We start from the raw sequence: 24,510 nt of genomic DNA, 5'->3' as shown, positions 1-24,510 counted from the left end.
TCAGGAACCATTATGTTAGCACGCTCACTGCTCACCGCGCTGGCCGGCGCGATGATTTTATCCGGCTGTGTTCAGTCACCAAAAACCGAAACAGAGCAACAGCCTGCCAGGGTTGAACTGGGTGAAGCACAGCCGCTGCCGCAAACTTTTGTGATCCGCGGCGAGATGGTTCTGGGCCATGAATCCCGCTCCATTCAGCCCTGTGGCAGCAACAGCCAGTACTGGCTCGACATCAGCCTGGACGACTACCAGCGCGCCAGTACCCTGATCAAGGAACCTTACGAGCCTGTGTATGCAGAACTTATCGGTTACCTGCTGCCCCCGCCGACAGACGGTTTTGCCGCCGACTATGATGCCCGCTTTGTGGTTAAACAGATAAACCGGGTCAGCCGGGAAGTCAGCTGTGACTTCAGCTACCGCCCAACCCAGGCCAGCGGCAACGAACCATTCTGGCAGGCCAGCCTGACCACAGACGGCATTGAGCTGTTTGAAATGGGCAAAGAGCGCCAGCAGTGGCCGGTGACAAAACAAAACGCCACCCTGACCAGCCGTGAGTACCAGACCGGTCAGGGTAACCTGACACTGGCCCGTCAGGACTGCCGCGACACCATGAGCGGTGATGTGTTCAGCTGGCAGGCCACTCTGACACCGGAAGGACAAACACCCCTGACCGGCTGCGCCACCCTGGCAAGCCTGGACCCGAGCCTGAACAGCTGGGCCGGACACTATATCGCGGCGTCCACCCGCAACCAGGGCTTTGTGGTAGAGATGGAGCTCTTCCCGGATCACAGCGCCGTGACCCGCTACGTGTACACCAATGGTGACCGCCCGCGCGAAGAGCGCGGTTTCTGGCAGCAGCTCAACGATGACCAGGTGTACGTGGTGATGACCCACCACATGCAGCAGTACCTGGTCAGCGAGCGGATCTATACCCGCAACGACAAAGGACTCACCACCGCCAAAGAGAAAATCAACGGTCAGATCTACCCGCTGTCCGATGGCGGCATGACCCTGTTCCCGGCCGATAAAATTCAGGATGACCAGCAGCTGGAGCGCATTCCCGGCCGCACCGATTTTCAGCCGGAAGTCGACCAGGCGGTACGCCGCTTTGCTGCCGAATACGGCGCAGACACCGAAGATACCCGCTACCTGTGGCTGACTTATGACCTCAACCACGACGGCAAACCAGAGCTGCTGACCCTGTTTAACTGGTGTGGAAGCGGAGGCTGCAGCCTGGCAATCTATGAACAGGACGACAACAACCAGTGGCAGGCGACCAGCAACATGACTCTGGTGAACTCTCCGGTGGGAGTCAGCCAGGATCAGCATCAGGGCTGGCAGGACCTGATCATGTCAGTGAAAGGTTATGACCTTATGCGTCACAATCATCGTCTGCGCGCGGTAAACGGCAAATACCCGCTAAACCCCAGCGTTCAGCCTGAGATTCTCAGCGAACCACAGCGTGAGGCGATACTGTTTTCCGCTGAACAGTCGCCATTTGACGGGGTGAAGCTCTGAATGGCGGCCTGTAACCGCTGCGGCCTTTCGCACCAGTGCATCTGCGACAGAATCCCGGCCATCTGCCCGCCGTGGCAGCTGGTTCTGCTCACCCACCCGAACGAACTGGGCCGCGATACCAACAGCGGACGCTGGCTGAAAGAGAGCCTGGAAGGGTGTGACGTGGTGGTGTGGGACCGGGTAAATCCGCCCGAAGCGCTGCTGGCGAAAATCAGCAGTAACCAATTTGAGCCGCTGCTGCTCTGCCCGGACGAATCCAGCCGGGAGATCAGCACTCAGCTTAATGGCAGTGAAGGAAAGACGCCGCTGGTGATCATCCTCGATGCCACCTGGCAGGAAGCACGCAAGATGCTCAACCGTTCAGAGTGGCTCAAGGCCCTGCCCCGCTATCACCTTGAGCCAGAGCGTGACTCCGGCTATTCACTGAGGCGCAACCAGCAGCAGGGTCACCTGTGTACCTGTGAAGTGGGCATTGAGCTGCTCCGGCTCAGCGGCCAGACGACGCAGGCAGAGCAGCTGAGCGGGTTCTTTGAGTACTCACTGAGAGTGTTTCAGGCCGACAAAAGCGGCCATGCGCTGAAAGATTAACAGGCGTCAGCTGCTGCCGACTGAGCCTCACCCAGCAGGTGGGGCTCGCCAAGGTAATACCCCTGCAGATAATCCACCCCCAGGTCTTCGGCTATCCGGCATACCTGCTGATTGTGAACAAACTCAGCCACGGTTCTGGCCTCAAACACATGACACAAGCGCACCAGCTGCTGGGCTATCTGACGCTGACGGCGGTCCTTATCAATATTGCGGATAATACTGCCGTCGAGCTTGATGATCTGCGGCTCCAGCTTGATGATTTCGTCAATATTGGAGTAACCACTGCCAAAGTCATCGACGATGATCCGCGCCCCCAGACGGCGGAAATGGTCACACACTTCCTGCATCCGGCTGTAATCTTTGATCTGCTCGGTCTCCAGCACTTCCAGCCCGACCCGGTCCGGGGCACGCATGCGCTGCATCGACTGCTCCAGCAGATAGAGGGTCTTGTCACTCATCAGATCCTGCGGTGACAGGTTGATCGAGAACGACTCACCGCTGTTTTCCATCTGACTGAAAGTATGGGTGATCATCTGACGGCTGAGACGGGTATAGAGGTGAGTGCCCTGAATGATCGGCAGGAAACGTCCCGGTGCAATCACCTGGTCATCTTCCCGTATGCGCACCAGACACTCCTGCGACACTTTCAGATGACTGTGCGCGGCAAAAATCGGCTGGGTATAGGCGATCACCTTGTTGTTCAGTACCGCCCGGCTGACACAGGACAGCCACTCCAGCTGGTCCTGACGGTGGGCCTCTTCCCCGGCCAGCAGCCTGGCATTACACATATGGCGGTTATTCTTCATCCCGTGACGGCGCGCTTCAATCGACTTGAGCAACAGCTCGTCGACCCCGGCTTCCGGGAAATCACGCCGGCTGGCCAGGCCACCACACAGGGAAACCGACAGGTAATCGAGATCCGGCAGGCCATAAGGCTCAAAGTTGACGTGCTCTATCTGGTCGACAAATTCGGTAAAGCGCTGGCGGATAAAGGCACTGGTACGCTCAGAGTAAAATACCGCCGCCCACTCCCCGACGCCGATACTGAACAACCGTGCGTCTTCACTGAAACCGCTGCGCAGTTGCTCAACGAAGTACGCACTCAGGTCACGCAACAGCTGATCACCAACCTGATAACCATACTTTTCATTCACGGTACTGAAGTTGGTCAGCTTGAGGGTCAGCAGATGGTCGTTTTGCAGCATCTGACTCAGGCGCTCCCGCAACACCTGACGGTTAGGCAAACCGGTACGCCGGTCGCGGCGATAACTCTCGGTCAGCTGATGAGTCTGCTCCAGCAGCTTCTGCTCCATATTATTGTTCATCTCATCCACGTCTGCGATGGCATTGCGGATCAGGGTAAACAGGGGAGACACGCTGTGGTGATAATGACGCGCAGGCTCAGCTGCCCGCAGAGCCTGAGGCTCGCCTTCACTCATCGCCAGATAAGTCAGGCTGTGGTGCATAATCAGCTGGCTGCGGTTGTCGCGGTACAGCTCGCCCATGCAGTAACTGCCGTGGGCATCGGCAACCGCCTTAAACGGTTTGAGCTCATCTGCCCCGTCCATAAACTCCAGCCGGGAGGCACAGTTATATACAAACAGGGTTTCCGGCTGGTGCAGCGCCAGCTGCTCGGCGCCAAGACGAACCTGCTCCTGGGTCAGGGAAGGATGGTTGTAACAAAAACGCACTTCATCGCCAACCTGCCACTCGGCATCAAACTCTATCGATCCATCTTCAAGCAGGCGCTGGGGAAGATAGACCGACTGATGATTCTCTTCGCCTTTAATCAGCGGGAAGTCCTGCAGCTGCTCAAACGGGACGGTTTTACCATCCGCCAGGTAACGGTTGTAGACTTCCTGAGCCGGAACATGGTCGAGGCTTTTCAGTACCCCCTGCTCCGCATCGGTGATCCTGAAACGACGGCCGACCGGGTTCCATTCGGCGTAAGCGTTCCGCCACACCTGAAGATGTTCATTGTGCAGCGCAACCGCTACACAGGCGTCACTGAGCAATTTCTGATTGAGCAACACCCACTGACCATACAGGTTCGGGTGTGCCAGTCCGCCCGCCACCGGAAGTTCAAACGCCAGTTGGTTAAAGGCACCAAACAGCGGATAGTCAGCCGCTTCCATCTGGTCGGCAAAGGCAATCACAACCTTGGTCTTGCGGTTTACAAACAAACCAGACACCAGTGCGTCACTGTCGCGCTGCTGCTCACCACTGTAGCTGACTGCGTTGCAGGTAAGGTGGGTGTTTTCCAGCCGGGTGATCACCACCAGGGTTCCGGCACTGACAATTTGGCTGTGATGGATAACGTGGGTGGCACTGTGGCCGATCACGGTCGCTTTACCGGCAAACCGCTGCGCGATAATGCCACTGTATTCCAGCGCCTGCTCACCCGACTGAGTGGAAAACAGCTGAACCAGGTAATTGGACACGGAGTCCACCTGAATAGTCAGCAGCTCCGCCTGCAGCTGATGTATATCGTGGGCCAGAATAGTGTGACAGTGCATATTACAACTTATTAACAAAAATCGGTGACCAATCACTATAGCGGCTTGCCAGCCGGTGAAAAGAGTCGTTTGATCAACTTTTACGCGATCAGCCCATACTTATTACTTAATTAGTGAGCCAGCTCGAAAATTGCGGGGTTGCAAAGCAGGGAAACGTTTGCTGAGTGTGCGTTTACAGGGATGACGTTCACAAAATGTGTGGAATCAAAGTTTTAACAATGAGCTCAGTGAGCCGACCGCGACATCAGGAAGCAGACGTATTTTGTTATCACTCAGTTGGTTATGGTGGATCCAGCAGGCACTCAGACCGGCCTGTTTGGCACCGGTAATATCACTGTGCGGGTGGTCACCCACGTGCAGAATGGACGGCTTCTCCACCCCAAGCAGCTGATGAGCACGTTCAAACATATCCGGCCACGGCTTCTGGCGGCCGTCGGGACCAGCACGCAGGATATGACAGAAGTAGTGACCGATACCAATCTTATGCGGGTCCACGTTGCCGTTGGTGATCGCCACCAGCGGATAGCGACGCGCCAGCTCTGCCATCACTTCGTGAGTCTGCTGTGGCACCTCCACCTGGTTGCGCCAGTAGTACACCTGTTCCAGGGCAGCCAGTGAACCTGCTTCTGCCTGCTCCCGGTGGTATCCACACGACTCCAGCCCCACCACAATCTGGCGGCGGCGCCACTCGGTCACATCGTGGACCACATCCGGATTCTGTTGTGCCAGCTCACGCTTGATCCTGTGCCACTCTTCCACCGCCAGTGCCCGGCAGGCCGGAAATTCGGTGTGCAGCCAGGCCAGCACCTCCTGCTCCACCCGCACGATCACCGGGTGGTTGTCGTAGAGGGTATCGTCGAGATCAAATGTCATGGCTTTGATGGCCGGGAGTGAACGGTAAAACTGCATGGGGATTACTCTTTTTTGTCTTTGCCTTTACGGGCACGGGGGTGCGCCTGATCATACGCCTGAGCGAGATGCTGGAAGTCCAGGTGGGTATAGATCTGGGTGGTCGAAATGTTTTCGTGACCCAGCAGCTCCTGAACCGCACGCAGGTTGCCGCTCGATTCGAGCAGGTGAGTCGCAAACGAGTGGCGCAGCTTGTGCGGACTGACATGGCTGTTCAGTGCCTGCTTCTGGCCCCACTCGGCCATCCGCTTCTGTACATTACGGTGAGAAATACGCACACCCTGTTTGGAAACAAACAGCGCCGGTTCACCACTGCCAGCCAGGCTGCCGCGGATTTTCAGCCACTCGGCCACCCAGTCACGCGCCATACCGGTAAACGGTACCTTACGCTCTTTATCGCCCTTACCCACCACTCTCAGCTCGCCTTTGCTGAGGGAGATGTCTTTGACGTTGATACTGACCAGCTCAGCCAGACGCAGACCCGCGCCGTACATCAGCTCCATCATCGCCCGGTCGCGAATGGAAAGCGGATCATCCGGGTCCACTTCCAGCAGCTGGCCCACTTCGTCCACGTCGAGGTTTTTCGGCAGCGGGCGCTGCTTACGTGGGGCCGACACACCTTTGGCCGGATTGGCCTTAAGAATGCCGCGCAGGATCAGAAAATCAAAAAAGCTGCGCAGGGCAGACAAGCGGGTCGCGATGCTGCTCGGTTTCATTCCCTCGCGCATGCTTTTACCCGCCAGCTGACGGACCCAGCCGGCGTCCACCTGACGCCAGTCGCTCAGACCCAGCTCTGCGAGCTGCTCTGCCATACTGGTAAGCTGGAGTTTGTAGTTACGCTGGGTATGCAGGCTGAGACCGCGCTCGGCGCGCAGGTATTCATAAAAGCGCGCCAAAGGGCGCGCCAGATCAGAGGGAAGAGGTACAGCTGACATGCGCTTCGTGCTCAGTGCGCCACGGCAGGGTGGCCGCCAGATTGCCCATCACCAGCGCGAGGTGACGCAGGAACAGGGTATCCATACTCGGCTGGAAATGACCGCCGTCTTCACTGGCAAAAATCACCAGTCCGGTATCAGAACCGCGGATATTAAGTGGCAGTACCACAAACGAGCCCAGCTCCGGTACCGGCTGGTCGCCAAACAGGGCTTCGCGGTCCGAGCTTTTCATCCGGCCCAGGAAAGCCGGTTTGCCGTTAAGGTGATTGGTAGCAAAACGCTGGTACGCTTCAGTGCTGATCCGGCAGCGCTCCAGCGGGGCACCGGTCAGTTTCATCCAGCCCTGCAGGCCAAGCTTACGCGCGGTCTGTTCAATACAGCCCAGCGCCTCTTCCATATAATCGCACTGCAGCACCTGCTCCTGCAGTTGCATGAAGTCGTGGAAGGTGCGGTCATTGCTGGCCGCCAGTGACATCAGGGTGGTGATCTCTTCTTCCAGCTCTTCGATACGCTGACGCTGACGTTTCAGCTGGATTTCCACCAGCGAAACCGCGCCCTGCTGCTGGTGCGGGATCTGCAGGGACGCAACCAGTTCGCTGCGCCGGGCAAAAAAGTCCGGATGATCCTGAAGGTACTGAGCAACAATTTCTGCGGTCAGTTCATCCGCTTCGGGGTAAGACAAAACAACTCCTTGGAAGGTCAGCAGCTGAGCTGACCGTCAAAAACATGGGTAGCAGAACCGGTCATATACAAAGGATGCCCCGGGCCCTGCCACTCGATCAGCAGGTCACCGCCAGGCAGACGAACCGTCACCCGGTTGTCCAGCAGGCCCTGCAAAATGCCCACCGCAGCGGCCGCACACGCGCCACTGCCACAGGCCTGGGTTTCACCCACACCGCGCTCGTAGACCCGCAGGGCCACTTCATCGCGGCTGATCAGCTGCATAAAGCCGGCATTCACCCGCTCAGGGAAACGCTCGTGGCTTTCAAGCAAAGGACCGATGGATTCAATATCCAGTGCGTTGATGTCATCAACCGTGGTCACCACGTGCGGATTGCCCATGCTGACCGCCCCACAGAACAGGGTGTGCTCTCCGGCGCGCAGGATATAAGTCTTCTCCTGCGACTTGGCTCTGAACGGGATTTTACCCGGCTCAAACACCGGCTCGCCCATGTTAACCCGCACCTGATCACCCTCTTCAATGTGCAGGGTGATCTTGCCTTTTTTAGTACTTACGCTGATCTGGTGCCTGTTGGTCAGCCCTTTCATCCGTACAAAGCGGGCAAAGCAACGCGCGCCGTTACCACACTGCTCGACTTCACTGCCGTCCACATTGAAAATCCGGTAGTGAAAGTCGGTTTCCGGATCATAAGGCGCTTCAACCACCAGAAGCTGGTCGAAACCAACCCCGGTATGGCGATCACCAAGACGACGGATAAGCTCCGGCGAGAAAAACACATTCTGGGTAATACAGTCGACGACCATAAAGTCGTTGCCCAGACCGTGCATTTTAGAAAAATGAAAGTGCATAGTGTAGCCAGTTACTCCGGTAACAGTTGTTCCAGTTGCCACAGGCTCTGCAGAGGTTCGCGCTGACGCACCAGGTGTACCTGGTCACCGTCAACCATCACTTCCGCTGCCCGTGCCCGGGTATTGTAGTTTGAAGACATCACGAAACCATACGCGCCTGCGCTGCGTACCGCCAGCAGATCGCCCTGCTCCAGCACCAGCTCGCGATCCTTACCAAGGAAGTCCCCGGTCTCACAGATCGGGCCCACCAGGTCATAGCAGGTCGCTTCACCCTGACGCGGTGCCACCGGCACGATGTCCTGCCAGGCCTGGTAAAGCGCCGGACGCATCAGGTCATTCATCGCAGCATCAATGATGGCAAAGTTTTTGTGTTCGGTATGCTTGAGGAACTCAACTTTGGTCAGCAGCACCCCGGCATTAGCCGCAATCGCCCGGCCCGGCTCAAAGATCAGCTCGATTTCCGGGTGACTGTGCAGACGTGCCAGCAGCGCTTTGGCGTAATCTGACGGCTGCGGTGGCAGTTCATCACGATAAATCACCCCAAGACCGCCGCCCACATCCAGGTGACGGATGTCGATGCCTTCAGCCTGCAACTGGTCAATCAGATCCAGCAGGCGGTCGGTAGCGTCGATAAACGGGTCGATATCGGTCAGCTGAGAGCCGATATGGCAGTCGATACCCTGCACGTTAAGGTTTGGCAGGCTGTGAGCAAAACGGTACACCTCAGGTGCACGGTCAAACGCAATACCAAACTTGTTCTCACGCAGACCGGTGGAAATATACGGGTGGGTATTGGCGTCCACATCCGGGTTGATGCGCAGTGAAATCGGTGCGACCACACCCAGCTCTCCGGCCACCTGGTTTAACAGCTCCAGCTCCGGCTCAGACTCCACATTGAAACACTTAATCTTCAGTTCCAGCGCCCGCTTCATCTCAGCGGCGGTTTTACCCACGCCGGAAAACACCACTTTGGACGGGTCACCGCCTGCGGCGATCACCCGCTCCAGCTCACCCAGCGACACGATGTCAAAACCACTGCCCAGTCTGGCCAGTACGTTGAGTACGCCCAGATTGGAGTTGGCTTTCACCGCATAACACACCAGGTGCGGATGCTCTGCCACGGCAGTGTCAAAGGCTTTCCAGTGACGCTCCAGGGTAGCACGCGAGTAAACGTAGAGTGGGGTACCGTGCTGCTCTGCCAGCTGGCTCAGTGGTACATCTTCGGCCCATAGCTGGCCATCGTCCTGATAATTAAAGTAATCCAATGTGTGTTCCCTGCCTGTTACTGTGATTGTTGCTGCTCAGTTGGCTCCTGAGGAAGATAAAGTGCGCCGGACTGGCCGCATCCGGCGAGTCCAAGCAGCGACAATAATACGATTGCCATCAGTGACTTTTTCATGCTGCATGTCGTGATTAATCCATCAATGCCCCCTATAATCGCACCACCAACAGGAAAAGCAATAGGACAGAGCAGGATGAATGATACTGAATTTCATCAACTGGCGGATGCCGCACTCCATACGATAGAAACGGCCATTGATGACTCGGGTGCGGATATCGATTATGAAGTGACGGGCAACGTCATGACGCTGGAGTTTGATAACCGCAGCCAAATCGTGATCAACCGTCAGGAGCCGATGCACGAAATCTGGCTGGCGTCGAAGTCCGGCGGCTATCATTTCCGCTATGACGGAGAGGTATGGCTCTGCTCCAAAACCGGTGCTGAGCTGATAAGCCTGGTGAAAAGCGAATGCGAAAAACACGCAGAAGAGAGTATCGACTGGGTGTAGTACCAACCCATAAGACACAAAAATGCCGGCTGTTCAGCCGGCATTTTTATATGATGTGATTCAGGCGTTAACCGCTTTGCTGGTGCGGGCCTGGTTGCTGTTACCGCGATAAGGCACGATATACGCGTCGCCTTCTTCCGGCTTCACAATCTGATAGTACTGCGGCAGGTTAAAGTTGATGAACTTGCTGCTGATTTCCAGATCGTCCTGATAGGAGGTGTAGAATCGGTTCACACTGGCTACCATCTCATCTTTATTACCGTTGAACTGATGGTAAACCTCTACCCGGTTCGACTCGTCGAGCACATAGATATTGAAGCCTTCCTCAATGTCTTCAAAGAAGAACTGGATCAGGCCTTCACTGGCAAAGCTGTCCACCAGTTCAGGCAGCGGATGGTCATGCTCTTTATCCAGCATCATCAGCGGTGAGCCTTTGAGCTTGTTGGTGGAGATACTGCTGTAGAAGTCGACCGAGTTCTCCAGCTTCTGTACCGATACCCCACGGCGCTCGAAGAACAGGCCATAAACCTGGTCGCGGATACGGATCGCTTTAAAGCGACGGCGTTTTTCCTGCTCGACCGGCTTCAGACGCAGCTCGATACACTCAGCCAGCAGCTGATACACCAGGTTGCGCATTACACCGCGCAGGTTTTTGCTGTAGCAGAACACATCCACCGACTCCGGCGGCAGGGCGTCCTGGTGCATTTTACCCAATACGGTTTTCAGCGCGTCAAGCATCGCTGTTTCGCCGGTAAAGTGCAGGGTACGCACTTCGTGCCAGGAATTACGGTAAACCAGGTCAACACTGCCGACCAGGCACTGGCTCTCGCTGCCAAAGCTGAAAATGTCGATGTTCTTAAGATCGACTTTCAGCGCCCGGCCTTTGAGTTCTTCAGTCGGGTCGTTCTCAAAGTTGATGAACATCGCCAGCTGGCTGATCTCACACGGGCTCGCCAGCGCCTGCATACTCGGGCGGCGTTTGTGCAGTGAGAAGGTGTTTCGCAGGTCACTTACCATCTGATAGAACTTGTCGATATCCAGATTGGCTTCGCGCACTACGGAGTGCAAACGGGTGGACTCAGTGATCATGCCGTTAAAGAATGACCAGGCCACCAGCTTACTCAGGTATTCGTTGTGTTCCAGATATGGCTGACCGATGATCCGCTGCGGCTCAAGCGGCTGCTTATACAGGTACCAGCCCGGAAGGTTACTGCGCCCCTCACCAACCTGAATAAAGCTCAGGTCCGCTTCGTGCAGGTCAGGGGAAATCTGTGGGTTCAGCAGGGTAACTTTGCCAGGCAGCACCTCAAAGGCCGCATACAGCTTACGTGCCAGGATACTGATGTCCTGCGGGCTGATCGCCGAGGTAATATCGTTGCGGCGGGCAAACTGGATCAGGTTACGGTAGCTCTGCATCAGGGCATCGAGCAGCTGCTCGTGCACCACTTTAACCTGCTCCACTTTCCAGTTACGGCGGTTATCCAGTTCCATTACGGTCACCGGATCCCACTGCCATTTTTTCACCATGTCCGTCAGGGCTTCACGGCGCCAGGCCACTGAGCCAACGCCCGGCTCACGGGAAAGCTTCTCATGGGTTTTGAGATAGAAACAACGGCGCACCAGGTCCAGACGGCCAAGGTCATCCACCCGCTCAAGGTAACGGGTGACTTTTTCCAGCATCAGGTAGTAGGCGTCCATCCCGTACAGGTCCGGCTCGTGGGCGAAGAAACGCCGCTTGGAGTCGATACACAGCAGCTGGGTACACGGGTATTCCCAGGAATAGGCTTCCAGTAGGATAGCCTTCAGCACCGATTTATACGGCGCGTCGATACTCTTGTACAACTGCCACAGACTGGAGCCAAAGTACTCTTCCGCCGGGATACGGTCGAGCTGACCAAAGTCAATCCACTCATTGCAGTCAATCTGCCCGTCGTTACACAGCTGGGCCACGTAATCGTCGTAACACTCTTCCATTTCCGGTGGCACGATCTGCCACAACAGGCGCTGACCGGCAAGGCGCACCGCAGAGCGGTAAAACTCATCGAGCAGCAGCAGGTGCTGGGAAGAACCGCAGTTGTCACCGGTCATCTCTTCAGAACGGTTACTGCGAAAACGCTCTTCATCCATCAGGAAGAAGTTGGCTTCCACCCCCATGTTCTTGGCCCAGTCGGTGATCAGCAGACACTTGTTAGTCAGGTTGCTGCGCTCATCCGAAGACATCTCAGGCGAAATACACACCCAGACATCGAGGTCACTGGAAGTACTCTGGCCTATAGAGGAGGTACTGCCCATGGTGTACATCGCCAGAATACCGGGCTCTGCCGGAGACTGCAGCGACTCACCTATGGTCAGTTCTGTGTCCTGAACAAACTGGGTCTGCGATTCATCAGGCTCAAAGCCCCACACGCCGTGCGGCACCTGACGGTCGTAATAACCGGGTATGGAAGGATGATTAAAGTGAAGCAAAACAGGCAGTAAACTGAATACACGTTGCCCCTGCACATCCATCAGAGCCTGCGCACGTTCAATACGCTGCTGATTGAGCAGATCGAGTCTGTGTATCAATGTTTGAGTAAATGCCTGCAAGAGGGCGATCCTTGATCTTTGATTAATCAGATATTTTTGATTAAAAGGTATTCACAACCACATCAAAAACGTGATCAATTTAACACTTTTTCTGATAAAGGTAAACAAATAGCGTGAGAATCGTCCAATCCTCACACTAATTAACAGGACCTTAATGACCCTCCATAGTGTCGGCTTTTTTACCCCTTTTTGAGTAATTATCCGCTTTGCAAATGTGAACGTGGTCACATATTTTTTTCTCAATACTAAGAAACCGCTCGCGATTCACAGGCTTGACACTGAAACAGTAATACTTTGCCCGTCTCAATGGTAGGATTGGGGACTATCTGTGAAGTCATTCAAATCAACGGAACCCTTATGTCACAAAGTGCTCCTATCCGTATTGCTACCCGCAAAAGCCCGCTGGCACTCTGGCAGGCTTACTATGTAAAAGACGCGCTGCAGGCCGCTCATCCCGGACTGGAAGTTGAGCTGGTGACCATGGTCACCAAAGGCGATGTGATCCTGGATACCCCACTGGCCAAAGTCGGCGGCAAGGGGCTGTTTGTTAAAGAGCTGGAAGTGGCGATGCTCGAAGGCCGCGCCGACCTGGCGGTGCACTCTATGAAAGATGTCCCGGTCGATTTTCCCGAAGGTCTTGGACTGGTGACCATCTGCGAACGCGAAGACCCGCGTGACGCCTTTGTTTCCAACACTTATGACAGCATCGACGCCCTGCCTGAAGGCTCGGTGGTCGGTACCTGCAGCCTGCGCCGTCAGTGCCAGCTGAAAGAAGCCCGCCCGGACCTGGTCATCAAAGAGCTGCGCGGCAACGTCGGCACCCGCCTTGGCAAACTCGATGCCGGTGAGTACGACGCCATCATTCTTGCTGCCGCCGGTCTGAAACGCCTGGAGCTGGAATCCCGAATCCGCGGCTTTATCGAACCGGAGCAGTCGCTGCCGGCAGTCGGCCAGGGCGCAGTCGGTATTGAATGCCGCCTCGATGATGAACGGCTGATCAAACTGCTTGAGCCACTGAACCACAAAGACACCGCCGACCGGGTGAAATGCGAGCGCGCGATGAACCTGACGCTTGAAGGTGGCTGTCAGGTACCAATCGGCAGCTACGCGCTGCTGGAGGAAGACCAGATCTGGCTGCGCGCCCTGGTGGGTGAGCCGGACGGATCCCATATTGTGCGCGGCGAAATCCGCGGCCCGCGTGAGCAGGCAGAAGAGCTGGGTATCACCCTGGCTAACCAGCTGCTCGATAGCGGCGCCAAAGCGATTCTCGACAAACTCTACTGCGGACAGGAATAACCCGTGGCGGCCGTACTGGTTACCCGGTTTGGCCCCGAGGGGGAAGCGCTGTGCCGGATGCTGACAGAACAGGGACACCAGGTCGTGTCCCACCCGCTGCTGCGCATTCTGCCCGGCACTGAACTGGCGCAGCTGCCCGATATGCTCAGTCACAGCGATTTTATCATCGCCGTCAGCGGGCACGCGGCAGAGCTGGCAAACCAGTACCTGACTCAAAATCAAATCAGCTGGCCGGGCTGGCCTGTTTATCTTGCCGTTGGTCAAAAAACCGCGCACAAATTAAGCAAAGCCAGCCAACAGAAAGTACACTACCCTGGCGTGAGCGACAGTGAGCATCTGCTGAAACTGCCACTGCTCGAACAGGTCACAGGGAAACAGATCACCATTCTCAGGGGCAACGGCGGCCGGGAGCTGATCCGGGAAACTCTCGAATCACGCGGCGCGACCGTGAACTACTGCGAAACCTATCAGCGTGAATGGCTGCCGTTTGACGGCCAGACCGAAGCGCAGCAATGGCAGACGCAGAACATCGATACCCTGGTGGTCACCAGCGGAGAGCAGCTCTCCTGGCTGGTACGCAACCTGCCTGCCGGGCATTTTGCCTGGCTGCGCCATTCGCACCTTATCGTGCCCAGTCAGCGCATCGCCGACGATGCGGGGCAACTTGGCTTTACCCGTGCAGTCAGCGCGGAAGGTGCAACGAATCCGGATTTACTCAGTGCACTGAGTAACACCTAACCATAGGACAACAGCATGACCAGTAAAAAAAACAATAACGAACAGATTGACGCTGAACAGACCCCTGCCTCCACCGGGACGCCTCAGCCTGAAGCAGAGCAGACGTCATCCGCATCCGAAAAGGCAGAGCCAGCTCAGCCAGCTCCACAGCCTCCGGTCGCTGAAAACAAAAAAAGCAAAGGCAGTAAACTTGGCGCGCTGGCCATCGTACTGACGCTGCTGTTTGGTGGTGGCCTCAGCTACCATATTCAAAAGCAGGGCCACGCCCAGCAGGAAGAAATTGCCGCGCTGAAAGCGCAGATTGCCAGCATGCAGTCTTCGGTCTCCGGCCAGCTCACTGAAGCGCAAAAGAACATCGATGCACAACTGGGTAAAGCCACCACCCGCATGCAGGTTGAACTGGGCCAGCAACAGACCAGCATTGAGAACCTGCAGAGCGCCCTGGCTGACGTAAAAGGCCGCCGTCCGAACGACTGGCTGCTGGCCGAAGCCGACTACCTGGTGAAACTGGCCGGACGTAAGCTGTTCCTTGAACACGACATCGAAAGCGCGACCCGCCTGATGGAAAGCGCCGACCAGCGTGTCGCCGCACTGAATGACCCAAGTCTGGTGCCGCTGCGCAAAGCGATGGCAGAAGACATCACCACCCTGCGCGCACTGCCTCTGATTGACCGTGACGGTCTGGTCCTGACCCTGACCAGCCTACAGCAGCAGGTCGATGCACTGCCACTGGCAAATGCCATCCTGCCGGAGGCTCCGGTTGAAGAACATCAGGAAGTCAGCGGTGACATCAACGACTGGCAGACCAACCTGAAAACCTCACTGAAAGATTTCTCTGAGCAGTTTATTACTTTCCGTACCCGCGACGGGAACGTGGTACCGCTGCTGTCACCTGAGCAGCACTTCTACCTGAAAGAGAACGTGAAAGCCAAACTGGAAACCGCGATCAAAGGCGTATATCTGGAAAACGGCAGGCTGTACGGCGAAGGGCTGAAGACCGCACAGCAATGGTCACAGCAGTTCTTCAACCAGTCTGACAAAGGCGTGCTGGAGTTCCAGCAGCGCATCGCCAGACTGGCAGAGCAGGACATTCACGTCGATTACCCGGTGAAACTGCACACCCAGCAGCAGCTGTCGGATGTGATCCGTGACCGCCTGCGCCGTGAAATTACCGTGCTGGTAACGGAGGAACAACAATGATCCGGATGCTGCTGTTATTTATCTTCCTCGGTGCCGGTCTGTTCGCCGGTACCCAGTTCGCCGGTCAGCAGGGCTATGTGCTGATCTCGGTGGCCAACACCACCATCGAAATGAGCGTCACCACCCTGGTCGTGATGGTGATTGCCCTGCTTGGGGTGCTGTTTGGGCTGGAGTTCATCATCAAGAAAATGCTGCGCATGAGCAACGCGACCTGGAACTGGTTCAGCGTACGCAACCTGAAACGCGCCCGCCGCGACACCAACGAAGGCATGATCAAACTGCTCGAAGGTGACTGGCAGGCCGCAGAGAAGAAAGTGACCCAACGGGCCAAACACCACGACATGCCGCTGCTCTGTTATCTGGTGGCTGCGGAAGCTGCCCAGGGCAAAGGCGACATTGAAAAGCGCAACTACTACCTGCAGCTGGCTGCCGAGCAGAGCGACTCTGATCTGGCGGTGACCCTGACCCGTGCCAAACAGCAGGTGGCAGAAGGCGAATACCGCCTTGCGCTGAGCAGCCTGGATGAGCTGCACGGCCGCTTCAACCCTATCGCGCTGAGACTGCAGCAGCAGTGTTACCAGGCGCTGGGTATGTGGCCTGAACTGCTGGCTCTGCTGCCACAGCTGAAAAAAGCCCGTCAGATCAATGGTGAAGAGCTGGAGAAACTGACTTACCAGGCCGAGCTGGGCTCACTGGAAAGTATCGGTGAACGCGACGGCAGCGATGGCCTGATGAGCCACTGGGATAAGCTGCCACGTAAACTCAGACAGGACCGCGCCCTGGTGCTGAAGCTGGTTGAGCAACTGGTCGCGCGCAGGGCCGATTCTCAGGCTTACATCGTCCTGCGTGACGCACTGAAAAAGCGCCCGCACGATGACCTGTACGCGGCTATCGCCACCCTGGAACTGCCGGACATTCACCCGGCAGTGGTTCTGCTGCAGGCCGCGCTGCAACGCGACTCGCGCAACGCCACCCTGCACAGCACCCTGGCACAGCTGCTGATGAAGCAGGAAAAATGGCCGGAAGCCCAGCAACACTTCGAGCAGGCACTGAAAGTTCGCCCGCTGGTTGCTGACTACGCGAACCTGGCAAACAGCCTGGAGAAACAGCAACTGACCCAGGCGGCGAACACCGTCTCCCGTCAGGCACTGGCGCTGGTCGAGAGCTGATTTTCTGTTACCACTTCATGATAAAACCGGCGCTTCAGGCGCCGGTTTTTTTATGCCTGCTCTCCCTGAAATTACCGGCTGACGTATGGTTTTCCTTGGTTTCACCCATAAGTTGATCAAATTCAAAACAACCAATTCATTTATGATGGGGATCTTGTTTTTAATATTTAAAACGCGGTTTCTATTTTAAAAAACCACCATTTCCTTATGATGAGCAAAGTGAATAATTCACGAATCAATCAATAACTGATGGATATGGTTATGACTATTAAAAACAAAACTTCCCTCACTCTGCTCAGTGCCTCGGTAATGGCCGCGATGGCATCAATGCCGGCGTTTGCGAACGACGTTGATCCAAACGATGTACTGAACGAAAGTGCCGCTGCAGTGGACCTGGCTGATGAAGCAAAACAGGCGTTTTACGAAGAGTCTTCGTCAAAACTGCACTCTTTCCTCTACATTCGTGACCGTGAGCAGCGCGCTAACGGTTCTGAAGGTGACTTTGTTCCCAACATTGAAAACCAGACCCTGCAACTGGCGTGGGATTACCGCTCCGGTTACTTCAAAGATGTGATTGGTCTGGATATCTGGGCTAACGCCAACCTGCAGGTGGGCAACACTACCGGCATGTCAGAAATCCTCTACTACGACCACGAATGTGCCGGAAACAAAGCCTACGCTGGTGAAGCGTGTGAGAAGTCTTATGCCGCACTGTCTGTTGCTGCGCTGAAAGCCAAATTTGGTGATGACAAAGCCGGTCTGGCGCTGCGCGGTGGTTACACCCGCATCAACATGGGTACCATCCGCTCAAGCTGGGGCCTGAACCCGCACGCATACCGCGGCCTGGAAGTTAAAGGGCACTACGGCAACCTGATCCTGGGTTACGCCATCGCTGACCAGTTTAAAAACGACTGGCGTAAAGAGTTCCTGCCTATGACCACCAAGTGGCACCAGAACCAGGTTCTGGACAGTACTGCGCACGGCGGCACCATCGACTATATCCATACCGTCGGTGCTATCTACAAGTTTGGCGACGGCCAGATTGACCTGGGTTACGGTGAAGGCAAAGACTACCGCACCAACTGGCAGGCTCTGGGTAAATACAACTTTGACCTGGGCTCAGCCAAGCTGGCCCTGACCGGTTTCTACCACGGCAGCATCGCAGCTGAAACCGAACTGACCGGCAAAAAAGATCAGGAAGCACAAAGCTACCTGGCTCTGGGTGCGCGTCTGAAACACGGCGGCTTTACCTGGATCGCGGGTGCGAGTGCCACCGATACCAAAGGTCAGGAACTGAACTACAACTTCCGCCTGACGCCTTGGGCAAACTCGGATAACCGCCACTTCCAGCAGGCAACTTCTCAGCTGGACGACTACAACACCGATGGCACCAAAGCAGTAAAACTGGCAGTGAACTACAACTTTGCTGACTGGGGTGTACCTGGCCTGACCGCAGGTATTGGCGGTAACTACGGTACCAATGTTCGTTCAAGCAAAACTGAGAAAGAGTACGATGGCACCATGCACTCTTTTGACTGGAACGTAGGCTACAAATTCCAGGAAGGCGGTCTGAAAGGCCTGAACGTTCGCGCGTTTAAAGGTACTTTCCGTGGCGATAACATCGTTCATAAAGCAGACCGTAATGACCTGAAACTGCTGATTTCATACAGTGTTGACCTGAAGTAATTCACTGTCTGTCTGATAAAAGCCACTCCGGTGGCTTTTTTTGTGCCTGCCGGAGCACCACCGGGCATGATCCCGGTCCCATCAATGACCTGCTCACATAATTAATGGAACGGGAAAAAACTGCAGGCATAAAAAAACCTGCCAAAACGGCAGGTTTTCTTCATCCGGATGGGATTACTGCTGGCCGTGCGGGTACTCTTTACAGCCCAGCTTGTTCGAGATACGCGCTGCTGCTGCGTGCAGCTCAGCAATGTATTCCACTTTCTTCTCTTCGGTAAAACGAATGGTCGGCAGTGAGATACTCATACCGGCCACCACGTTGTTGAAGCGGTCGTAAACCGGCACTGCCAGACAGCGCAGACCCACTTCCTGCTCTTCGTTATCTTCACCAAAGCCAAACTCTTTCACGCCTGGCAGCTCAGAAATAAACGAATCCACGTCGGTGTGGGTGCGTTCTGTCGAGCGGGTAAACTCAACTTCGCCCAGAATCTGCCTGATTTCCGCTTCACTGCGCTCTGCCAGCAGCACTTTACCGATAGCGGTTGAGTAGAGCGGGTTGCGGCGGCCGATACGCGACTGCATACGCAGGTTGTACTTAGAGTCGATCTTGTGCACGTAGATAATGCCATCACCGTCCAGCGCCCCCAGGTGCAGCGCTTCGCTGGTCAGGTCACCGATACGGCGCATTTCCGGATCAGCAAGGTCGATCAGGTCAACGTATTCCAGTGCACTTGCGCCCAGCTCAAACAGCTTCAGCGTCAGGGCGTAGTTTTCACTGTCGCCATCCTGCGATACATAGCCCATGGTTTTCATGGTTTGCAGAAAGCGGTAAACCGTGCTTTTAGACATCATCAGACGCTGTGCCAGCTCACTGATGCCAATGTCCTTTTGAGTACTTAAAGCCTGTAAAATGCCAAAAGTTTTCATCACCGAAGATACGGCTTCCGGTTGTTTTGTCGTTGTCATTATCTCTTACCTGTTACCATCTCATTGTAACAAGACAGCTTTTTCGTTCTGTTGTTTTGCCATGGGGCATGCGGTTTGAACAATTTAAAATATTGTTCTGAAAAATAAAAGCTGCCAGAATATTTTTTTAGTACAAATAAAGTCAAAGTATGACGCAGGTTCAACCTGATACCGTACAGGTCGAATGCATTGCGGCGCATATCACACCCGATAGCGGGCCACCAGCTGCTCCTGCTGCTCCACCACCAGGTTCAGCTCCAGACCATTGCCGGTGATGACTTCCATGCGCTGATAGTTCGCCTCTGAACGTTCCCGCATGTCCGTCAGGCAGCCGGCGATCTCCTGGCTGGTTGCCCGTTGCTGCTCTGCCGCCACCGCAATCTGTCCCGACAGGCGGGAAACATGCAGTACCTGCTCAAGCAGGCTGTCCATCGCCTGACTCGCCTGCTCTGCACTGCCAAGAGACTGCTCCATTTCGCCGGAACAGAGTTCCACCAGCTCTACCGCATTCGCCACGCCGCTGCGCAGCGCTTCAATGGTAGACTGGATCTCAGTGGTCGAATCGCTGGTACGGGTCGCCAGGTGGCGCACCTCATCGGCCACCACCGCAAACCCCCGCCCCTGCTCTCCGGCACGGGCCGCTTCGATCGCCGCATTCAGCGCCAGCAGATTGGTTTGCTCGGCAATTCCCTGAATAACTTCAAGTACGCTTTCTATCCGCCGCGCGTCATGGCTGACAGTTGCGATGGCCTGTGTCGCCTGCCCCAGACTCTCCGCCAGCTGATGGTGGGTATCAATGTTACGCTGCATGTTGCGCTGGCCATGCCGGGCGCCCTGCTCAATGCCCCCGACCTGCTCCTGACTGACGCTGGCCGCCTCGGCAACTTCCGCGGTAGTCTGCTCCATCTGCACCATGGCCTGAGCGACTTCATCGGCCTGATGACGCTGCTGATCAAGCGCCTGCTGCGCGCCCTGCACATTGTCACCGTTACTGCCCGCGACCTGCTGCAGGGTTTCCGCGCCGCTCTGAAGCTGTCCAAGCAACAGGCGCAGATTATCCTGCACCATCGCCAGCTGGTGACTCAGGGTGCCAAACTCACCGCCTCTGTCCCGCGCCAGTTCGCCGGTCATGTCACCCTGACTGAGCTGACCGAGCACCCGCAGCATACTCTGCAACGGCCGGTTAATAGAGCGGGCCAGTGCGGCAGCCAGTCCCATCAGCACCAGCGCAGTGCCAAGGCACAGCCACAGGGTCATGCGATTAAAATCCTGCTGGTCACGGCTGGCACCGGACAACTGATCGGCGCCTTCGCTCAGCAACTGCTGATTATAACCATCAAGCCTGATCAGCTGCGTATCTACCTGCTGGCGGATCTGATTGCTCAGCTCCAGCTGGTCTGTCTTCAGCTGATACAGGGTGAGCTGGGCGGCAACTACCCCCTGCTCTCCCTGGCCATGCTCCAGCAGCTGATCCAGCCGCCGCAACTGAGCCCGGCCAAAACCAGGGGCTGCCTGCTGCAATCCCTCCGCGTCCCTTTTCAGCTGAGCAGCAATACGGGCATTCGTTGTCCGGAGCTTTTCAATTTGCGCCAGTTCACTGCTCATCAGTGCCCGGTCGATATTAAATGCGAAGGTGTCGATACTGCTGCTGATGCTCTCGGCTTTCATCGCCACGTTCATGTTGTCACTGTTGCCGGCCAGCGCGTACACAGCACGCCGAAGCTGACTGGTCACCAGCTGATAACGGCCACGCTGCTTATCCACCAGGGCAGCACTTTCCAGCATTTCCCGGCGCACCACCTGCAGCCGGTCAAGACTCTGCTCCAGCGCTGCCCGCTCCTGGTCCGGCACCAGAGGAAAGTCCGGGGAGCCTGCAAGCTGACCGGTCAGTGACTGCCCCTGAGCGGCCAGTGACTCCAGCCTCTGCGGGTCTGTGGTCGCTGTCAGCTGGTCACCCAGCGCCGCTACCGCGACCAGTTGGTGCTTGGCCTGCCCCAGAACCGTCAACCCGGGTATGGTCTGGCCCGACAGCTGGCCGAGCCGGGTATGCATCTGCTGGCCCTGACCAACCGCCAGCCAGGCAAAACCGAGCAGAATCGCCAGGCTGAGACCAAAGCCAAGATAGACCCGCTGCACTATAGTGGCCTGATTCCACATTCTCATTGTTAAGATCCCTTAATCAAAAAAGCCTCCCGGAGGAGGCTTGGTTTTAAACTCAGGCGGCCGGCAGTTCGGCGACCGGTACCGCGGCAATCAGTTCGCGGGTGTATGGCTGCTGAGGGTTATGTACCACCTGCTCCACACTGCCCTGCTCAACAATCTTGCCGTGCTGCAATACGATCACCCGGTCACAGAAGTATTTCACTGTCGCGATATCGTGGGTGATCAGGATAAAGGCAGTGCCATAGGTGTTCTGGAACTCGATAAGCAGGTCAAGAACCTGGGCACGCAGCGACACGTCCAGTGCGGCCGTGGCTTCATCGGCAATCACTACCTTCGGCAGGGTCACCAGTGCACGGGCGATCACGATGCGCTGACGCTGACCACCGGAGAACGCGTGCGGGTAACGGCTGGAAAATTCCGGCGGCAGTCCCACCCACTTCATCATGTTACGCACCCGCTCTTCGCGCTGTTTGCCGTCCATTTCTGTGCGCAGCAGTTTCAGTGGCTCTTCAATGATATCGAACACCGTCATCCGCGGGTTAAGCGAGGACCACGGGTCCTGGAAGATCAGGCGCAGGTCAGCAAACAGCGGGTCGCGCTTGCCACGCTGGTAATCCGCCAGCTCCAGCTGCGTTTCACCATCGTCATAACGGATAGAGCCCGAGGTTGCCGGCGCCATGCCCAGAATCGCGCGGCCCAGGGTGCTCTTGCCCGAACCGGACTCACCCACGATGCCCAGCGATTCACCCGGGTGCAGCACCAGGTCCGCCTGGTCCACCGCAGTCATCAGCTGTTTCTTCTGGAACATTTTGGCCGGTTTCTCAAACTGCTTGGTGACTTTGGCTACATCCAGGATCGGGGTGTCGTTATCACCGCTGACCAGTTCAAACGGACGCTTCACCAGCGATGGCTTTTCCAGCGCACGGGTCGCGTGCATCAGCTTGATGGTGTAAGGGTGCTGTGGGTTTTCAAAAATCTGGCGCACATCGCCACACTCCACCAGCACGCCTTTTTCCATCACCGCCACCCGGTCAGAGATCTGCGCTACTACGCCGAGGTCGTGGGTGATAAACAGGATCGCCATACCGATTTCCTGCTGCAGTTTGGCAAACAGGTCCAGGATTTCCGCCTGAGTGGTCACGTCCAGCGCGGTGGTTGGCTCATCGGCGATCAGAATATCCGGACGGGATGCAATCGCCATCGCGATCACCACCCGCTGGCGCTGGCCACCGGAGAGCTCAAACGAGTACTTGTTCACCAGGCTTTCCGGCTCCGGCATCTGCACCTGACGCAGCAGCTCAACCGAACGCTCGTGTGCCGCTTCTTTGGTGATGTCCGGGTCCACCAGACACAGCACTTCTTTCAGCTGATCACCCACGGTGTGTACCGGACTCAGTGCCGCCATCGGCTCCTGAGACACCAGTGAGAAGTTAAAACAGCGCAGTGAACGCATCGCTTTGCTGCGCGGCTCCACCTGGGTGATGTCAATGATCTGTCCTTCACCCAGATTAAGCAGGATCTGGCCTGAATCGATACGGCCCGGACGGTCAAGCAGCTGCATGATCGCGCTGGAAGTCACCGACTTACCGGAGCCCGACTCACCGATCACCGACAGGGTTTCGCCGCGGTAGAGGTCAAACGAGACGCCTTTTACCGCATGGAAGTGCTCGGTACTGGTTGGAAAGCTCACATTCAGATCTTTCACCTGTAAGATTTTCTCAGCCATTATTTTGCTCCCTGGTCGTGGTATGGGTCGCACGCATCGCGCAGGCCGTCACCCACAAAGTTCATTGCCAAAATTACTACTACTACTGCACCGGCCGGGACCAGCAGCCATGACGCGTCTGCCAGGGCACGGATGTTCTGCGCTTCCTGCAGCAAGACGCCCCAGCTCACCATCGGAGCCTGCAGACCAAGGCCAAGGAAACTCAGCGCCGTTTCACCCAGAATCATCGCCGGGATAGCCAGGGTCACCACAGCGATAATGTGGCTGAGGAAGTTCGGCACCATGTAGCGGCGGATGATTTCAAACGGGGTATTGCCGTCCAGCCAGGCCGCAGCCACATACTCTTCACTGCGCAGCGACATAAAGCGGGAACGCACCACCCGCGCCATATCCGGCCAGGAGACCAGACCGAGGATTATGGTGATAAGGAAGTATTTGGTCAGCGAACTCCACTCCGCCGGAAGCGAGGCCGACAGCGCCATCCACAGCGGCAGGGTCGGAATCGACTTCATAAACTCGATGCTGCGCTGGATAAAATTATCCACCGCGCCGCCGAAGTAACCGGAGATACCCCCGATCACGATACCCAGTACAAAGGTGGTGAATACCCCCATCAGGCCGACCGACAGCGAGATCCGGGCACCGTAGATAAGCCGCGACAACATGTCCCGCCCCATCCGGTCTGAGCCGAGGATAAAGAACGGCTGTTTCGGGTTATCCGGCACGATGAACTTGCGGTTCATCGGGATGAAGCCCAGCAGCTCATACGAATCCGTCTTACCAAAGAACGAGAAATAGACCTTTTTGTTCTCATCCAGGGTGTAGTGACGCTTGAGGGTACGCATGTCAGTTTTCACCCTGTAAAAATCAAGGTGCGGTGCCCAGCGAAAACCCAGCCCTTCATCGGTACTCTCAAACAGGCTCACCGCCTGAGGTGGCGCATAGGTGTAACGGCGCCAGTTGTCACTCGGGTCAAACGGGGCAAAGAACTCAGCAAACATAGCCACAAAGTAAACCAGCGCCAGGAACCAGATGCTGTACCAGGCCAGCTTGTGCTGACGCAGCTTAATGCCGATCAGCTGCCACTGGGTAGCGGTCGCCAGGTCCAGCTGCTTTTTCTTTTTACGCCCGAAGGGCAGTTTAAATACCTGGCCAATACCCTGGCCAAAGCGGGAAAGAACAGACGTCGTCATG

The 24,510-nt window shown here is 56.3% G+C and carries 20 protein-coding genes; 8 read left to right on the top strand and 12 right to left on the bottom strand.

What is annotated here, in order from left to right:
- Window positions 1-12: 12 nt before the first annotated feature.
- Entirely contained in the window at window positions 13-1,518 is a 1,506-nt protein-coding gene (locus ACVB80_RS20930; protein ID WP_481083230.1) for a COG3650 family protein, read from the top strand.
- Window positions 1,519-2,106 carry a tRNA-uridine aminocarboxypropyltransferase gene (locus ACVB80_RS20925; RefSeq protein WP_481083229.1) on the top strand — a complete coding sequence of 196 codons (588 nt, stop codon included), beginning with the start codon at window positions 1,519-1,521 and terminating at the stop codon, window positions 2,104-2,106. It begins immediately after the preceding gene.
- Here the strand turns inward: ACVB80_RS20925 and ACVB80_RS20920 are convergent.
- The 7 genes from ACVB80_RS20920 to lptM form a co-directional block, all read right to left on the bottom strand.
- Window positions 2,103-4,622 carry a bifunctional diguanylate cyclase/phosphodiesterase gene (locus tag ACVB80_RS20920; protein ID WP_481083228.1) on the bottom strand — a complete coding sequence of 840 codons (2,520 nt, stop codon included), beginning with the start codon at window positions 4,620-4,622 and terminating at the stop codon, window positions 2,103-2,105. The genes ACVB80_RS20925 and ACVB80_RS20920 overlap by 4 nt on opposite strands.
- A 204-nt stretch (window positions 4,623-4,826) precedes the next feature.
- On the bottom strand, window positions 4,827-5,531 hold the full coding sequence (gene yigB / locus ACVB80_RS20915; protein WP_481083227.1) for a 5-amino-6-(5-phospho-D-ribitylamino)uracil phosphatase YigB: 705 nt from the start codon (window positions 5,529-5,531) through the stop codon (window positions 4,827-4,829).
- Window positions 5,532-5,536: 5 nt separating this feature from the next.
- Entirely contained in the window at window positions 5,537-6,466 is a 930-nt protein-coding gene (gene xerC / locus ACVB80_RS20910; RefSeq protein ID WP_481083226.1) for a tyrosine recombinase XerC, read from the bottom strand.
- The gene (locus tag ACVB80_RS20905; RefSeq protein ID WP_481083225.1) at window positions 6,441-7,148 is read right to left on the bottom strand and encodes a DUF484 family protein; all 708 of its coding nucleotides are present in this window, start codon (window positions 7,146-7,148) and stop codon (window positions 6,441-6,443) included. Before ACVB80_RS20905 ends, xerC begins: the two co-directional genes overlap by 26 nt.
- 17 nt (window positions 7,149-7,165) lie before the next feature.
- On the bottom strand, window positions 7,166-7,996 hold the full coding sequence (gene dapF / locus ACVB80_RS20900; protein WP_481083224.1) for a diaminopimelate epimerase: 831 nt from the start codon (window positions 7,994-7,996) through the stop codon (window positions 7,166-7,168).
- Window positions 7,997-8,007: 11 nt separating this feature from the next.
- On the bottom strand, window positions 8,008-9,261 hold the full coding sequence (gene lysA, locus ACVB80_RS20895; RefSeq protein WP_481083223.1) for a diaminopimelate decarboxylase: 1,254 nt from the start codon (window positions 9,259-9,261) through the stop codon (window positions 8,008-8,010).
- 17 nt (window positions 9,262-9,278) lie between these two features.
- A complete protein-coding gene (lptM, locus tag ACVB80_RS20890; RefSeq protein WP_481083222.1) occupies window positions 9,279-9,395 on the bottom strand; it encodes an LPS translocon maturation chaperone LptM in 117 nt (38 codons plus the stop codon).
- A 76-nt stretch (window positions 9,396-9,471) separates the two neighbouring features.
- Between lptM and cyaY the strand changes: the two genes are divergently transcribed.
- The gene (gene cyaY / locus ACVB80_RS20885) at window positions 9,472-9,786 is read left to right on the top strand and encodes an iron donor protein CyaY (protein ID WP_481083221.1); all 315 of its coding nucleotides are present in this window, start codon (window positions 9,472-9,474) and stop codon (window positions 9,784-9,786) included.
- A 60-nt stretch (window positions 9,787-9,846) separates the two neighbouring features.
- On the opposite strand, the gene ACVB80_RS20880 is transcribed toward cyaY, so the two are convergent.
- Window positions 9,847-12,372, bottom strand: coding sequence for a class I adenylate cyclase (locus ACVB80_RS20880; protein ID WP_481083220.1), 2,526 nt, complete (start codon window positions 12,370-12,372; stop codon window positions 9,847-9,849).
- Between the two features lie 357 nt (window positions 12,373-12,729).
- On the opposite strand from ACVB80_RS20880, the gene hemC reads away from it, so the two are divergent.
- The 5 genes from hemC to ACVB80_RS20855 all read left to right on the top strand — a co-directional run bounded on the left by hemC (window position 12,730) and on the right by ACVB80_RS20855 (window position 18,461).
- Complete coding sequence (gene hemC / locus ACVB80_RS20875) at window positions 12,730-13,668, top strand: hydroxymethylbilane synthase (RefSeq protein ID WP_481083219.1); 939 nt, start codon at window positions 12,730-12,732, stop codon at window positions 13,666-13,668.
- Between the two features lie 3 nt (window positions 13,669-13,671).
- Entirely contained in the window at window positions 13,672-14,406 is a 735-nt protein-coding gene (locus ACVB80_RS20870) for a uroporphyrinogen-III synthase (RefSeq protein WP_481083218.1), read from the top strand.
- Window positions 14,407-14,421: 15 nt separating this feature from the next.
- A complete protein-coding gene (locus tag ACVB80_RS20865) occupies window positions 14,422-15,606 on the top strand; it encodes a uroporphyrinogen-III C-methyltransferase (RefSeq protein WP_481083217.1) in 1,185 nt (394 codons plus the stop codon).
- Window positions 15,603-16,775: a heme biosynthesis HemY N-terminal domain-containing protein gene (locus ACVB80_RS20860; RefSeq protein WP_481083216.1), complete on the top strand. Its 1,173-nt coding sequence runs from the start codon at window positions 15,603-15,605 to the stop codon at window positions 16,773-16,775. The genes ACVB80_RS20865 and ACVB80_RS20860 overlap by 4 nt, the downstream gene beginning before the upstream one ends.
- Before the next feature lie 261 nt (window positions 16,776-17,036).
- Window positions 17,037-18,461, top strand: a complete 1,425-nt coding sequence (locus ACVB80_RS20855; protein WP_481083215.1) for an OprD family outer membrane porin — start codon at window positions 17,037-17,039, stop codon at window positions 18,459-18,461.
- A gap of 174 nt (window positions 18,462-18,635) precedes the next feature.
- Here the strand turns inward: ACVB80_RS20855 and kdgR are convergent, their stop codons facing one another.
- The 4 genes from kdgR to ACVB80_RS20835 form a co-directional block, all read right to left on the bottom strand.
- The gene (gene kdgR / locus ACVB80_RS20850) at window positions 18,636-19,427 is read right to left on the bottom strand and encodes a DNA-binding transcriptional regulator KdgR (RefSeq protein WP_481083214.1); all 792 of its coding nucleotides are present in this window, start codon (window positions 19,425-19,427) and stop codon (window positions 18,636-18,638) included.
- Window positions 19,428-19,628: 201 nt separating this feature from the next.
- The gene (locus ACVB80_RS20845) at window positions 19,629-21,590 is read right to left on the bottom strand and encodes a methyl-accepting chemotaxis protein (protein WP_481083213.1); all 1,962 of its coding nucleotides are present in this window, start codon (window positions 21,588-21,590) and stop codon (window positions 19,629-19,631) included.
- Between the two features lie 52 nt (window positions 21,591-21,642).
- A complete protein-coding gene (locus ACVB80_RS20840) occupies window positions 21,643-23,316 on the bottom strand; it encodes a dipeptide ABC transporter ATP-binding protein (protein ID WP_481083212.1) in 1,674 nt (557 codons plus the stop codon).
- Window positions 23,316-24,509, bottom strand: a complete 1,194-nt coding sequence (locus tag ACVB80_RS20835; protein WP_481083211.1) for an ABC transporter permease — start codon at window positions 24,507-24,509, stop codon at window positions 23,316-23,318. The genes ACVB80_RS20840 and ACVB80_RS20835 overlap by 1 nt, the downstream gene beginning before the upstream one ends.
- Window position 24,510 lies beyond the last annotated feature (1 nt).

The organism is Vibrio sp. 9-16B-A1 (assembly GCF_056726165.1).
Note: the sequence above shows the minus strand (reverse complement) of the source record. Positions and strands in the feature narration are given on the sequence as shown.